The sequence below is a fragment of the Nodosilinea sp. AN01ver1 genome (assembly GCF_050565655.1).
Lineage (GTDB): Bacteria > Cyanobacteriota > Cyanobacteriia > Phormidesmidales > Phormidesmidaceae > Nodosilinea.
Genome location: NZ_JBNXVS010000038.1, coordinates 30,132 through 43,102 on the forward strand (window position 1 = coordinate 30,132; position 12,971 = coordinate 43,102).

The 12,971-nt window shown below is 53.8% G+C and carries 11 protein-coding genes; 5 read left to right on the top strand and 6 right to left on the bottom strand.

Going from position 1 to position 12,971, the window contains the following annotated elements; translation table 11 throughout:
* Positions 1-67 precede the first annotated feature (67 nt).
* Positions 68-295: a hypothetical protein gene (locus ACQ4N7_RS22690; RefSeq protein ID WP_146152627.1), complete on the bottom strand. Its 228-nt coding sequence runs from the start codon at positions 293-295 to the stop codon at positions 68-70.
* A 342-nt stretch (positions 296-637) separates the two neighbouring features.
* On the opposite strand from ACQ4N7_RS22690, the gene ACQ4N7_RS22695 reads away from it, so the two are divergent.
* From ACQ4N7_RS22695 to ACQ4N7_RS22705, 3 genes are all read left to right on the top strand, one after another.
* The gene (locus ACQ4N7_RS22695; RefSeq protein WP_106869421.1) at positions 638-2,284 is read left to right on the top strand and encodes an efflux RND transporter periplasmic adaptor subunit; all 1,647 of its coding nucleotides are present in this window, start codon (positions 638-640) and stop codon (positions 2,282-2,284) included.
* A 102-nt stretch (positions 2,285-2,386) separates the two neighbouring features.
* The gene (locus ACQ4N7_RS22700) at positions 2,387-5,521 is read left to right on the top strand and encodes an efflux RND transporter permease subunit (RefSeq protein ID WP_430713745.1); all 3,135 of its coding nucleotides are present in this window, start codon (positions 2,387-2,389) and stop codon (positions 5,519-5,521) included.
* A gap of 72 nt (positions 5,522-5,593) precedes the next feature.
* Positions 5,594-6,082, top strand: a complete 489-nt coding sequence (locus ACQ4N7_RS22705) for a hypothetical protein (RefSeq protein ID WP_106873486.1) — start codon at positions 5,594-5,596, stop codon at positions 6,080-6,082.
* A 157-nt stretch (positions 6,083-6,239) separates the two neighbouring features.
* Here ACQ4N7_RS22705 and ACQ4N7_RS22710 read toward each other — a convergent pair whose 3' ends face one another.
* Positions 6,240-7,742 (bottom strand): multicopper oxidase family protein, encoded by a 1,503-nt coding sequence (locus ACQ4N7_RS22710; RefSeq protein WP_106870302.1) that lies wholly within the window; start codon positions 7,740-7,742, stop codon positions 6,240-6,242.
* Positions 7,743-8,210: 468 nt separating this feature from the next.
* On the opposite strand from ACQ4N7_RS22710, the gene ACQ4N7_RS22715 reads away from it, so the two are divergent.
* Positions 8,211-8,555: a four-helix bundle copper-binding protein gene (locus tag ACQ4N7_RS22715; protein ID WP_106870304.1), complete on the top strand. Its 345-nt coding sequence runs from the start codon at positions 8,211-8,213 to the stop codon at positions 8,553-8,555.
* A gap of 305 nt (positions 8,556-8,860) precedes the next feature.
* Positions 8,861-9,382, top strand: a complete 522-nt coding sequence (locus tag ACQ4N7_RS22720; RefSeq protein WP_106870305.1) for a DUF305 domain-containing protein — start codon at positions 8,861-8,863, stop codon at positions 9,380-9,382.
* A gap of 77 nt (positions 9,383-9,459) precedes the next feature.
* Here ACQ4N7_RS22720 and ACQ4N7_RS22725 read toward each other — a convergent pair whose 3' ends face one another.
* Genes ACQ4N7_RS22725 through ACQ4N7_RS22740 form a run of 4 tightly spaced genes read right to left on the bottom strand, consistent with a single transcriptional unit; the run spans position 9,460 to position 12,700 of the window.
* The gene (locus ACQ4N7_RS22725) at positions 9,460-10,125 is read right to left on the bottom strand and encodes a methyltransferase family protein (protein ID WP_106870307.1); all 666 of its coding nucleotides are present in this window, start codon (positions 10,123-10,125) and stop codon (positions 9,460-9,462) included.
* A complete protein-coding gene (locus ACQ4N7_RS22730; RefSeq protein ID WP_106870309.1) occupies positions 10,122-10,358 on the bottom strand; it encodes a DUF2933 domain-containing protein in 237 nt (78 codons plus the stop codon). The genes ACQ4N7_RS22725 and ACQ4N7_RS22730 overlap by 4 nt, the downstream gene beginning before the upstream one ends.
* 56 nt (positions 10,359-10,414) lie before the next feature.
* The gene (locus tag ACQ4N7_RS22735) at positions 10,415-10,645 is read right to left on the bottom strand and encodes a heavy-metal-associated domain-containing protein (protein WP_106870311.1); all 231 of its coding nucleotides are present in this window, start codon (positions 10,643-10,645) and stop codon (positions 10,415-10,417) included.
* A gap of 27 nt (positions 10,646-10,672) precedes the next feature.
* On the bottom strand, positions 10,673-12,700 hold the full coding sequence (locus ACQ4N7_RS22740; RefSeq protein WP_106870313.1) for a heavy metal translocating P-type ATPase: 2,028 nt from the start codon (positions 12,698-12,700) through the stop codon (positions 10,673-10,675).
* Between the last annotated feature and the right edge of the window lie 271 nt (positions 12,701-12,971).

Consider the following 12,971-nt stretch of genomic DNA (forward strand, 5'->3'; position numbering starts at 1 on the left):
AGAGCGAGGTTAAGATATGCATTAGTTACCTCTGAAGAGGTTTAATCCCTCCAGAGGTACTTGCTGATTAGCTTTGTCTATAGTCAGCGTTGTGTTGCTTAAGCTCGACGAGGGTGACAACGCCATCGCCGTTCAGATCGGCAGACAAGTCGTTAAAGTTAGTCTGCCCTGAAGCGCTAGCTACAGGAGCTAAAACCATTGAGCCCAGTGCGATCGCAAGCATAGAAAGAAAGTACTTCTTCATCATTTTCTCCATGAGTACCATTACATCCGCGCTTGGTTGCGGATCTTTCACTATAGTAGCTTGATGATCGGGCTATTTCCTGATAGTTGCCTAAGCTAAGAATGAAATTTTCATTAGAAAAATTAGAGTGCATTTTATCACCTAGAAATTTTGCGAAATCTTTAGCTTTTTGAGTGAATTCAGCAGCCCGATTTTTATTCCAAATAGTTTTTGTTAGATGTAATGCTTAGCGCAATTCAGCTCAGCCTTATGGGGGATTTTTTCTGGGCGAATTATTGATTTCTCAATTAAAGCTAACCAATTTCATCCCGATTTCATTTTTCTGTGGGATGTTTGGGGGGCTGATGGCATTTTTCTCCGTAGACTGTAACTGAGTGGTTCAAGGGCACGCCTATGACAGCTATCTCCGATCGCTTGTGTATTGTGGCCAGGGGGCGATCGCTCCCCCGGCTTGCTTTGCTGATACTGTTACTAACTCCTGCGGGCGCTGCCTTGGCCCATGGCGGTCACGGAGATGAGTTTCAAGGGGGCGGAGCGGGAACGCACCCAGCGGGCATTGCCGTCGATGCAGAAGTCGCTGACCGTATTGGTTTGATCGTAGAGCCGGTCAAGCGTCAGGTTTTGGCCTTTGGGGTGAAGGCAACGGGGCAAATTGAAGCCTCGCCGGGGCGACAGGTGACTGTAACGAACCCAGTCGGCGGTACGGTAACCAAGCTGCTAGTGGAGCCGGGGCAGCAGGTAGAGGCAGGTCAGGCGCTAGCGGTGATTACCAGCGGCGAGCTGGCCGAATTGCGGGTGACCGCCCTCGAAAACTCTGCTGAGCGCCAGGGAGACGTACAGCAGGCCGAGGCCGATTTGCAGCTAGCCCGACAGAGCTACCAGCAACAGCAGCAGATTGCCCTGAGGGCCATTGAAGCGGCCCGGACGGATGTTCGAGTAGCCCAAGAGCAGTACGATCGCGACGCAGAACTGGCGGCGGAAGGGGCGATCGCCCGCCGCGAACTGCTGGCCTCTGAGGCGGGTTTGGCGGATGCCAAGCGGGCTTTGGCAGAGGCCGAAAGCCAGTTAGAGGTTCTCAGTGCTCGCACAGGAGTGGCGCAGGCCCAGACCGCCCTCAACGTTGCCCGCTCCCGCTCTCAGCTCAGCTCACAGACCTACCAAACCCGGCTACAGCAGCTCGGGGCCACGGCTAACCCAGACGGCACTATCACCATCAAAGCGCCGATCGCAGGCACCATTGCCGATCGCGATGTAACCCTGGGGGAATCTGCCCAGGATGCCGGAGCCGTGCTGATGACCATTGTGGACAACCGCACGGTGCTAGCCACCGCCAACATTTTTGAAAAAGACCTCCCTCAGGTCTCCCCCGGCCAGCGGGTGCGAATTACCGTGGCCAGCCTGCCCGATCAAATTTTTGAGGGCCAAATTACCACGATAGGTTCGGTGGTCGATGGTGAAACGCGGGTCGTGCCCGTACAGGCAGAACTCGACAATGCTCAAGGCACCCTCAAGCCTGGTATGTTTGCGTCCCTAGAAGTCTTAACCGAGAGCACTTCAGAAGCGGTGATGGCCATTCCTCAATCGGCAGTGGTCGAAGCCAGCAGCCAAACCCTGGTGTTTGTGCGCAACGGCAACGCCTTTGAGCCGGTTGATGTCACCCTGGGGCGAACGGCGGGCGATCAGGTCGAAGTGCTGAGCGGCCTATTTGAGGGCGATGAAATTGTCACCCAGCGGGCTAATCAGCTCTATGCTCAGTCGTTGCGGGGCGGGAGTGCTGAGGCAACAGAGGAAACTGCCGCACCCGTTGAGGCGGTCGCAGCTCCAAGCGTTCCCTGGTGGGCGATGGGGTTGGGTAGTGGTGCGATCGCCATGACCACCTTTGCTGCCGGAATTTGGTGGGCCAGGCGACAGCGCCCGGCCTACGCTCTGACGATCGGTGACGAGGCGGTTTCGCCCTCATCACAAGGGCATCCTCGCTATGGCACTGGACCATCCCTTGCTGCTCCTTTGGTCGAAGAGGGAGAGCCCTCACATAAGTAGCTATGAGGATGTCTGGAAAGACGCTTTCCAGATGGCGGGCATTGCCCACCCTACGACGGTTATGGTGAGCTAACCTACTCTGCCAACTTTTGAACAACAACAATGCTAGATAACATTCTCAAGTGGTCGATCGCCCAGCGGTGGCTGGTGGTTATCGGGGCGATCGTGGTGACGTTTCTGGGGATCTACAACCTCACCCAAATGCCGCTGGACGTGTTTCCTGACTTTGCGCCGCCCCAGGTAGAAATTCAAACCGAAGCGCCCGGACTCGCCCCCGAAGAGGTTGAGTCACTCATTACCTTACCGATTGAGAGTGCCGTCAACGGCACCCCTGGAGTTGAAACGGTGCGATCGTCTTCAGCAGTCAGCATTTCGGTCGTAAGGGTGATTTTTCGGTGGGGTACCGACGTTTACCAGGCGCGGCAGCTGGTCACAGAGCGCCTTCAGCAGGTGCAGGAGAGGCTCCCGGAGGGGGTAGGCATTCCCCAAATTTCGCCGATTTCGTCACCCATCGGCACGATTTTAATGTACGCCTTTACGGCGGAAACCACCCCCCTGATGGAGGTGCGGCGACTGGTGGATCGCGATGTGATTAACCGGCTGCTGGCGGTGCCCGGTATTTCTCAGGTGATTGCCTACGGCGGCGACGTGCGGCAGTACCAGGTGCTGGTTGACCCAGAGCGGCTGGTGGCCTTTGACGTTTCGCTGCAAGAGGTGGCCGAAGCCGCTGAGGCGGCCAACGTCAATGCCGCAGGTGGATTCCTCAACACTCCCGACCAGGAGCTGATTATTCGCGGTGTAGGTCGTCTCGACTCGCTTGAGCAACTGCAAGAGTCGGTGGTAGCCGCCCGAGATGGCCGCCCCGTCAAGCTGCAAGATGTCGCTGATGTGCGCATTGGAGCCGCGCTTCAGCGGGGCGACGGCAGTGTGGGGGGCCAGCGGGCGGTGGTGATGGTGGTCAACAAGCAACCCCTCAACGATACCCCCACCGTCACGCGGGCGGTAGAAGCCGCCATGGAAGAACTCAAAGCAGCTCTACCTGAGGATGTTGTTGTCACCGAAACCTTTCGGCAGGAGAACTTCATTGAGGCCTCGGTCGAAAACGTGCTGGGTTCCCTGCGAGACGGCATTATTATCGTCTCGGTTATTTTGCTGCTGTTCTTGATGAACTGGCGCACGGCGGTGATTACGCTGAGCGCCATTCCGCTGTCGATTTTGGTGGGCATGATCATTCTCAATGCCTTTGGCCAGGGCATCAACACCATGACCCTGGGCGGGTTGGCGGTCGCCATTGGCTCAGTGGTCGATGACTCGATTGTGGATATGGAGAACGCCTATCGCGGGCTGCGCAAAAACCAGCTGGCAGGCACCCCAGAACACCCGTTTAAGGTGGTCTACGACACATCGGTCGAGGTGCGGGTAAGCGTTATTTTTTCCACCGTCATTATTGCGGTGGTGTTTGCCCCTATTTTTAGCCTAACCGGAGTAGAGGGCCGAATTTTTGCCCCCATGGGGGTGGCCTACCTGGTATCGATTTTTGCCTCTACCCTGGTGGCCATGACGCTCTCTCCAGCGCTATGCGCCATCTTGCTGGCCCGCTGCCCGCTGCCAAGTGATGAAACCTGGGTTAGCAGGTCTTCTCAGCGGCTGTATCGACCGGCGTTGCGGTTTGTCATGGCCCGCGCCAAACTGGTGTTGGCTATTGCGATGGCGGCTTTGGTGGCGTCGCTGGTGGTGTTTTCGAGTCTGGGGCGGGTGTTTTTACCCGAGTTTCAGGAGCCATCGCTGGTAAATGCAATGCTGCTATATCCAGGGTCGTCTCTAGCGGCCACCAACGAGGCGGGTTTAGCGATGCAAGAGGCGCTGAAAGACGACCCCCGTTTTGCGACGGTGCAGCTGCGGGCGGGGAGAGCGCCGGGGGATGCCGACGCGGGTGGGGTCAACTTGGGCCACCTAGATGTGGAGCTGAGCCAAGAGGGATTGCGCGATCGCGAGGCATCGATCGAAACCATTCGCGAAGAGTTTGCCCGCATTCCCGGCATTGCACCCAGCGTGGGCGGATTTATTACGCACCGTATGGACGAGGTGCTGTCGGGGGTGAGAAGTGCGATCGCCATCAAAATCTTTGGCCCCGACCTCGACCAACTGCGCACTATCGGCAGCGATGTGGAAGCCGCCATTCGCGATATCGATGGCCTGGTAGATCTGCAACTGGAACCCCAGGTGCCCATTCGACAGGTGCAGATTCAGTTCGATCGGCCCGCAGCCGCCCGCTATGGCCTCACTGTAGGGCAAATTGCGGGCGTGGTCGAAACGGCACTCAATGGGCGCGTAGTCTCCCAGGTGCTAGAGCAGCAGCAGCTGTTTGACCTGCTGGTTTGGCTCAAAGATGACGCCCGCAACAACCTAGAGGCGATCAGTAACCTGCTGATCGATACCCCAGTGGGCCAGAAAATTCCCCTGGCTCAGGTGGCCCGCATTGACTACGGCACCGGGCCAAACACCATCAACCGCGAAAATGTCTCTCGCTTAATTGTGGTGTCGGCCAACGTCGCGGGGCGCGACTTGGGCTCGGTGATAGACGCGATTCAAGATCGCGTTAGCGCCTCTGTAGCGCTGCCGTCAGGGTACTACATTCAGTACGGTGGGCAGTTTGAGTCAGAGCAGCGGGCCAGCCGCAACCTGCTGGTGTTTGGCGGACTGGCGATCGTTGTCATCTCGGTGCTGATGTACTTTGCGGTTAAATCAGTGCTGGGCATGGTGATGATTATGGTCAATCTGCCCCTGGCACTGGTAGGGGGCATTGCCTCCATTGCCCTGGGTGGCGGTGTGGTGTCAGTGGCGTCGCTGGTCGGCTTTATTACCTTGTTTGGGGTAGCCACCCGCAACGGCCTGCTGCTGGTTGACAACTACAACACCAAACTGGCCCAGGGCATGCCCCTGCGCCAGGTAATCGTTGAAGGCTCCTCAGAGCGGCTGGTGGCTATTCTCATGACAGCCCTCACCTCAGCCCTGGGTATGGTGCCCCTGGTGCTGGGCAGCGGCGCGGGCAAGGAAATTTTGCAGCCCCTAGCTGTAGTCGTATTGGGTGGCCTGTTTACCTCAACGGCGCTGACCCTGCTGGTGCTGCCAGCGCTCTACTCTTTGTTTGGGCGGCATTTGGTTCCCAAGGTAGCGAACCCTCTGACGTCTAACGAGTTTGAACCCGAGCCCCGAGATACTGCTTTGGTGCAGTAACAGTGTTTCGATCCGCAGCCCCAAGGCTGCCTCTGAGCAACCTTCTGTCTTCTCTCTATAAGGAATACCGTTATGACCGTCCAAAAAACTCTGACCTATACTGTAGTAGCCTTTGGCCTGGCTCTAACCCTGGGAGCCTGTGGCAGCAGTGAAGAGCAAAGCAGCGCTCCCGCCGACACAGAGGCTGTTGCCGAAGCACCCGCTGCGGAAGCTCAAACGGCTCCCGACCCCTCCGCTGAAATGCAGTCTTCCCAAGGGGGACAAGTGGTTGAGTCTGGCCCCTACCACCTAGAGCTGATTACGGCCAATGAACCGACCGGAGTTCACCTAGATTTCTTTTTACAAAAGGGCGATACTCACGAGGCGATCGCCGATGCCAAGGTCATGGCCCAAATTCAGGCTCCCGACGGCACCCAAGAGTCTATCGAGTTGAGCTATGACGCCGATGGTGCACACTACACAGCCATGGTACCTGTCACCGCCGCAGGAGACTATAACGTAGCCATTTTGTCTGATATCGGCGGTGAAAAGGTGAATGGACGGTTTACCTTTGCCAAGTAGCGCCCACCTATATTCAATCAACCCGATATCAAGCAGATTGTAATCGGGACGACCGGCTAATCACCTGACTTGGATTTGGAAGTAAACGAGTAAGAGTTTTAGACTACGCTATTAATCTAGCTTTATAAAGCTAGATTAATAGCGTTGCTGATAGCGCCTAAGCGGGCTGAATATTCACAGTGCCCATCATGCCCAAATCTTCGTGGTCGAGGATATGACAGTGGTAAACCGTTTTACCTGTGAATGTGCGGAACGGAATGCGGATGCGCACGGTTTCGTTACCTTTCACCAGTACCGTGTCTTTCCAAGCCTGATAAGGTTCAGGCTGTCCGTTGCGGCTAATGACTTGAAACGGGTTGACATGTAAGTGAAAGGGGTGATCCATCCGGTCAGAATCGATGTTGACCAGTTCCCATTCTTCGACAGTATTGAGTTTGGGGTTGATGTCGATGCGCTGGGCATCAAAGGTTTTGCCGTTGAATAGGAATGCCATAGACATCCCCGACCCCATAGCCATATCGAGTTCAATGCGACGGCTGAGGGTTGGGTTGGGCAATAGCTCGACTGTGCCCAATCGCTGGGGCAGCGGCAGGGCGGCGACCGAACCACGATAGGTCACCGTCGCTAGGGTTTGGGGAGAGGCGGAGCTGCCCTGGTGCATCATGCCACCCATGCCACCGCCCTCCATGCTGTGGTTCATGTCGCCCATGCCACCGTCCCCCATCATCATTATGCCGCCGCGATCGTAGGGGAGATTGAGTAGGCGGTACTGACCCGGTTCGCGGTTGCCCTGTACCAGTACCTCCGCCCGTTCGCCAGGAGCTAGCAGCAGTTCGGAGAGTTCGACGGGGGCGGCGATCGCACCCCCATCTGTTGCTATCAGCTGTAGGCTATGGCCCTCTAGCTGCAAACGATAAAATCGAGACGGAGACGCATTTAACAGCCTCAGCCGCAGCAGCCCGCCCTGGGCCAAGGACAGCTCAGGGTTGAGCTGCCCGTTGATGGTGATCAGCGGGCCTTCGCGGCCCATCATGCGGGCCATCATATCGGGAGCGGCGATCGCCCCGGTGTTGGTAACATCAAAATCTTGAAACACCATAAAGGCTTCTTGAGCGGCTTTGATTTCAGGAATCTCGTCTAGCTCGCCCCGGATAATAAACAGCCCGGCCAGCCCGCCAAACAGCTGTTCAGCCACGTGGCCGTGGTGATGGGGATGGTACCAAAACGTGCCCGCTGGATGATCGGCGGGAAGGGTAAACTCGTAGGTCAAACGCTCCCCTGGAGGCACGCTTAGAAAGACATTGTCAGCATTGCCCTGGGGGGTAACGTGCAGCCCGTGGTAGTGCAGGTTGGTGGGTTGATTAAGTCGGTTGGCAAAGCGAATCTGCACCGTATCACCCGGTTTGGCCTCTAGCCGGGGGCCAGGCAGTTGACCGTTGAAGGTCAGGAGGTTAGCTCTGAGATCGCCCACCAAAACCGGCTGAACCCCTGCCTCCAAATCAAGGCTCAGTAATCCTCCCTGGCTGTTGACAACGCGCCCTTGCAGCAGCGCAGGGCTGGCAGTAGAACCTTGTAGTGTTTTAGAACACTGAGAGAGCAGGATAGCTGCCGTGGCTCCTGCCCCCAGACCCAAAAACTCTCGTCGTTTGATAGAGCGCATAGATACTCAACTTTCAATAACTCACTCAGGTGGCTGCTTAACAACACTCCGGACAGTTTTTGGGAGCCAACGGCAGAATGGGAGTTTCAGCCCTCTTCCACAGTGGTCTAGTCAATGAGAGATTAAGGGTTTCAGCGCTTGCCCAGACAAATGTCCGGACTATTGGCTTAAAAAAGCTAATTCTTTACTAACTATGACGATAGAGACTTCAGTGAACTGTAGAGTCAAGGCGGTGAAACAACAGTTAACGCTACAGCAGTTATGCTACGACTGGAAGATGAACCACCAATGAAATTGAGACCGCATAAAACAATAACCGTCAGTCTGAAAACCCATTATCACCAACTGATGAAATCAGGATGAAATCAACCTATTTCATTGGGAGGAAGTTAACCTTAGTACCTGAGAGAGGTGAAGATAGCAATAGCTTCAACTAGGCTACTTCTATGACAAAACCAAGGTACTCCTATGCTGCTAAATCGCGAAAACTACCAGTCTAGTTTTGACAAAGCTATGGCCTGCGCTGTGGAGTGTGAGCACTGCGCTGAAGCCTGTATGGGCAACCCCAGCATGATGAAATGCGCTCGTATGTGCTTAGATACCGGCGACAGCTGCCGCACCTTGGCCACTTTCATGGTGCGAGGATCTTACTTTATTGCGCCTATGGCAAAAGCCTGTGCAGAAATCTGTGACACCTGCGCCAGCGAATGTGAGAAGCACGACGCCGAACACTGCAAGAAGTGTGCCCAAGCCTGCCGTGAGGCGGCAGCTACCTATCGTCAAATTGCTGAGGCGGCGATGGCAAGGGCCTAACTGCTCGGTGATCTAACTGCTCAGTGGTTGGAGTTCTACCCCAGAGTTTTGCCCCATCCCCTACCTCGTTCTTGACGTCTGCCGTTAGCGACGAAGGGATGGGGTTGCGACTATGGCTGCGACGGTTCTCTGGTGCCTAATCAGCGGCTTGTAGGGCTGGCCTCGACGGTATATTGATCTGCGGCTAGTTCAAAATGTTTTGACCTGTAAAGTTTCACGTTTCGACATGTTGAGTTTAGGGAAAACCGATGACAAGTAAAGAGCAGGCCATGGGAAGCCATACTAACGCCGATCACGACTCCGGAATGAGAGGTGCTTACGTCCGGTTCTTCGCCATGATTGGCACCTCAATTGTGGTGATGTTTTTCTTGATGTATCTGCACTCCTATCAAATTCTCGATCACGCCTGGTTTAGCGAAACGCGGGTATTCATGGCCCTGATTATGGGAGCCGCGATGATGGTAATCATGCTGTCGTACATGCTGCACATGTATAAAAGCCGCAGCGCCAATGTAGCCATCTACGTGAGCGCCATTGTATTGTTCGGAGCGGCCCTCTGGTTGGTGCGCAGTCAGGTAACGGTGAGCGATGTAGACTACATGGAAGGTATGATTCCTCACCACTCAATTGCCATCTTGACCAGCGAGCGAGCCCAGATCCAAGATCTGCGGGTGCGCGAACTGGCCGATAGCATCATCGAGGCCCAGCGCCGAGAGATCAACGAGATGGAATGGCTAATTTCTGACATTCGAGACAACGGTTTGGTTACTGCACAAGCTGAGTTAGAAGCAAGACCGTTGCCAGACTTCACAGCAGCTCCCGAATAGAACGATTAAGCCCACTGAACCAGATAGCCATGTCTTACGATCCATGTTGTTGCCTTCCATAATGGTTACTCCTGTAATTACACATGTGGGAAGTCTTCACCTTGCCTGTCAGCGGCACCAAAATGTGGGAAAAAGGCAGGTACCCTGGCCGCATACTGAGCATATTCCTCGCCAAATTCCGTCAAGGCTTCACGCTCTTCTTGATGGGCTAAACGGACATACATCCAGACTAAAAAGGGAAACATCGGCAGCGTGAGAATAGTGGGCCATTGCAGCAAGAAGCCAAACATGATCAAGACAAATGCATCATATTGAGGATGTCGCAACCTTGAGTAGGGGCCGGTGATCGCAAGCTGATGGTTTTGCTGCGCCCCATAGAGTACTCTCCAAGCAGAAGATAACAGGATGAACCCACTCAAAACTACTAAATTGCTAAGCAGGTGAATGGGATTAAAGTGAGGGTTGCCTCCGAGTCCTAAAATTGTCCACCAGAGATGTCCGGCATCGTGGGATAGAGGGTCTAAGCTAGGATAGCGGCTCTGTAGCCAGCCTGAAAGCAGATAGACGGTGACAGGAATGCCATACATTTCGGTGAAAAGCGCGACGATGAAGGCAGAAAATACCCCAAACGATCGCCAATCACGAGCACTCTTTGGCTTCGTAAAGCTAACCGCAAAAATGATGAACACTAGAGAATTAATCATCACTAACGACCAAAGGCCATAGGCAGGAGCGTTATTCATTTCTCATCTCCTTGAGGCAAATTGTGACGGCTATGCCCGTGATGTCCTCCGGGGCTACCGTGCATAAAAACATGCATTAAGGGGCAGGCCAATAGAAACAGCCACGGCAACACAGGAATAATGTGAGCGAGATGCTCGGTGAATAGAAAGAACGCGGCAATTCCTAAAAATACTAGCAGCGCAATCCCAGACGGAGATTGCCACCGAAAACTTGTCGAAGAGTCGTTGGTCATAGGTTTATTATTGCCTCACTTAATTTGATTTTCAGTCGTTCGGCATATTGATCGACTCAAGCGACAGAAGAATTCTCTACAACTTGGGTACTATATCCAGCCCCTGCCAGAGCCCTCTGCACAGTTTCCATGGTCACCAATTGAGGATCGTAAACAACCGTAGCCTGACTTTTGGAAAACTCGACTGTGCATTTTTCAATGCCAGGAATTTTTTTGGCTGCCCTCTCAATAATTTCGCCACATCCACTGCACATCATTCCTTCTATTTCGAGCGTGCTAATATGCATAAATATTCACCTTAGTAAACAATGCATTTATAATTTGACTCGGCGTAGTAACATCGCATTGATAGACACTACGACAGTTGAAACGCTCATGAAAATTGCCCCTACGGCTGGGGTTAGCAAAATGCCAAAGGGATAGGCGATTCCAGCTGCAAGCGGAATGCCAACTACGTTGTAGCCGGTTGCCCAAAACAAGTTTTGGATCATCTTGCCGTAAGTTGCTTTGGCCAGCTTTAAAGCATAGGTTGCATCGATTGGATCGCTCTTGATTAAGACCAGATCGGCAGATTCAATCGCAACGTTGGTGCCAGCCCCAATGGCGAGAGCTAAGTTGGCTTCAAGCATGGCTGGTGCATCATTGATGCCATCGCCGACAAACGCAACGGGCTTTTCTGATTTCAGTTTGCGGATGAGAGATGCCTTATCTTGCGGTAAGACTCGGGCATAGTAGCGATCAATGCCCAACTCATCGGCCACTGATTTAGCGACGGCTTCAGCATCGCCTGTGATCATGACAACCTCCAATCCCATGGCCTGTAGCTGCTCGATCGCCCGGAGAGATTGAGCACGGACTTTATCGGCTAGCCCAAACAGTGCCAGAAGCTGCTTGTCGTCCATCAGCGCGATCGCGCTTTCTCCACGCTGCTCAATGGTCACTAGCCCGGCCTGTAGCGAGTCTGCTACCGATAGCGCCAGTTCTTCGGCCCACTCAGGTCGCCCAACCCGATAGCGACGTCCGTTTACTGTACCCTCGACCCCTTTGCCAGCCACCGCTCGAAAGTCCGTGCCACCAGGCAACTTGGTTTGCTTGGCTTCTGCTTCCCGCACAATGGCTGCTCCTAGCGGATGCTCTGAAAAGGTTTCTAGTGAGGCTGCGATCGCCAGCGCATTTGGTTCATCCACAGCGTCTGTGAAAATATGGCGAACCCCAAATTTACCCTCGGTTAAGGTACCCGTTTTATCGAAGGCGATCACCTGAATCTGACGTGCCCGCTCAAACGCTTCACGGTTCCGCACTAAGATGCCATGCTTTGCCGATAGGGACGTGGCATTGACAATTACTAGGGGAATGGCCAAGCCTAAGGCATGGGGACAGGTGATAACGAGTACGGTTACGGCCCGATTAATCGCAAAAGTCAATGATGGGCCTACCGACAGCCAAACGACAAAGGTCAGTACGCCGACTCCGATCGCAGTCAAGGTCAGCCAATAGGCCAGTTGATCCGCTAGAGCCTGATATCGGCTTCGCGATGACTGTGCCTCTTCTACCAGACGCATGATTTGGCTCAGCGTCGTCTGATCGCCTGTCCGAATGATTTTTAAGGTGAGTGCCCCTTCGCCATTGACAGAGCCACCTACAGCTTCATCTCCGACCTGTTTGATGACAGGACGAGACTCGCCAGTCAAAAATGCTTCGTTAATGCTAGAGGCTCCTTCAATCACCTCGCCATCAATCGGGATTTGTTCGCCAGGTTTGACGAGAATGGTATCGCTAGGCTGCAAACTCTCGACTAAAACCTCCTCGATCTTGCCTGCCCTAAAACGATGGGCTGTTGTTGGCACCAGATTTGCTAGGTGCTCTAGGGCGCGGCTAGCCCCTTGCACCGAAGCCATTTCTATCCAATGGCCTAGCAACATGATGGTGACTAAGGTAGCTAGCTCCCAGTAGAATGGCTCACCCTCTAACCCAAAAGAAACAGCCACACTGTAGACAAATGCAACTGTAATGGCTAAAGCAACCAGGGTCATCATCCCGATTTTGCTCTGTAGCTCAATCCAGGCACCCTTTAAAAATACCCAGCCGCCATAGCCATAGATCACAACACTTAAAAGAGGGCTCACTAATTCAGAGCCAGTAAACCGAATGGCCTGATAGCCAAACCACTGCTGAAAAGAAGGCGAAAAATACAGAACTGGTAGGGTCAGCACCAGGCAGACAAAAAACCGTCTGCGGAAAATCTCAGGGCTATGACCAGCATGCTTATCATGGACAGAAGAAGAGCTATGGCCTACATGGACATGATGTGTTTTAGAGTGATGCGTATGATCGTGGGCCATTTTGTGTCTCTCTATACTCGATTGTGCGATACGCCATCAATTAGAAGTGCCTAGGCCTTTTTCCTTATTGAATAGAAAGATGGAATCCCTTTGCAAAGCTCAGCCCAGCTCAGAAATGAAGCTTTGTCTGTAGGAAAACCACAGATCTCGATCTGAACTTGGTATAGCTATAGCCTGACGAATGAATATGAAACCAGGATGAAAAGTATTACTTCTTTAGATCCTGGCGATGCCTAACATCCCTCCGACTCAATAGCCAGAGAAGGCAGAG

Excerpts from the sequence above, each read along its gene's own strand:
- ACQ4N7_RS22695 (WP_106869421.1), top strand. The coding sequence starts at position 638 with ATGACAGCTATCTCCGATCGCTTGTGTATTGTGGCCAGGGGGCGATCG.
- ACQ4N7_RS22700 (WP_430713745.1), top strand. The coding sequence starts at position 2,387 with ATGCTAGATAACATTCTCAAGTGGTCGATCGCCCAGCGGTGGCTGGTG.
- ACQ4N7_RS22705 (WP_106873486.1), top strand. The coding sequence starts at position 5,594 with ATGACCGTCCAAAAAACTCTGACCTATACTGTAGTAGCCTTTGGCCTG.
- ACQ4N7_RS22710 (WP_106870302.1), bottom strand. The coding sequence starts at position 7,742 with ATGCGCTCTATCAAACGACGAGAGTTTTTGGGTCTGGGGGCAGGAGCC.
- ACQ4N7_RS22715 (WP_106870304.1), top strand. The coding sequence starts at position 8,211 with ATGCTGCTAAATCGCGAAAACTACCAGTCTAGTTTTGACAAAGCTATG.
- ACQ4N7_RS22720 (WP_106870305.1), top strand. The coding sequence starts at position 8,861 with ATGAGAGGTGCTTACGTCCGGTTCTTCGCCATGATTGGCACCTCAATT.
- ACQ4N7_RS22725 (WP_106870307.1), bottom strand. The coding sequence starts at position 10,125 with ATGAATAACGCTCCTGCCTATGGCCTTTGGTCGTTAGTGATGATTAAT.
- ACQ4N7_RS22730 (WP_106870309.1), bottom strand. The coding sequence starts at position 10,358 with ATGACCAACGACTCTTCGACAAGTTTTCGGTGGCAATCTCCGTCTGGG.
- ACQ4N7_RS22735 (WP_106870311.1), bottom strand. The coding sequence starts at position 10,645 with ATGCATATTAGCACGCTCGAAATAGAAGGAATGATGTGCAGTGGATGT.
- ACQ4N7_RS22740 (WP_106870313.1), bottom strand. The coding sequence starts at position 12,700 with ATGGCCCACGATCATACGCATCACTCTAAAACACATCATGTCCATGTA.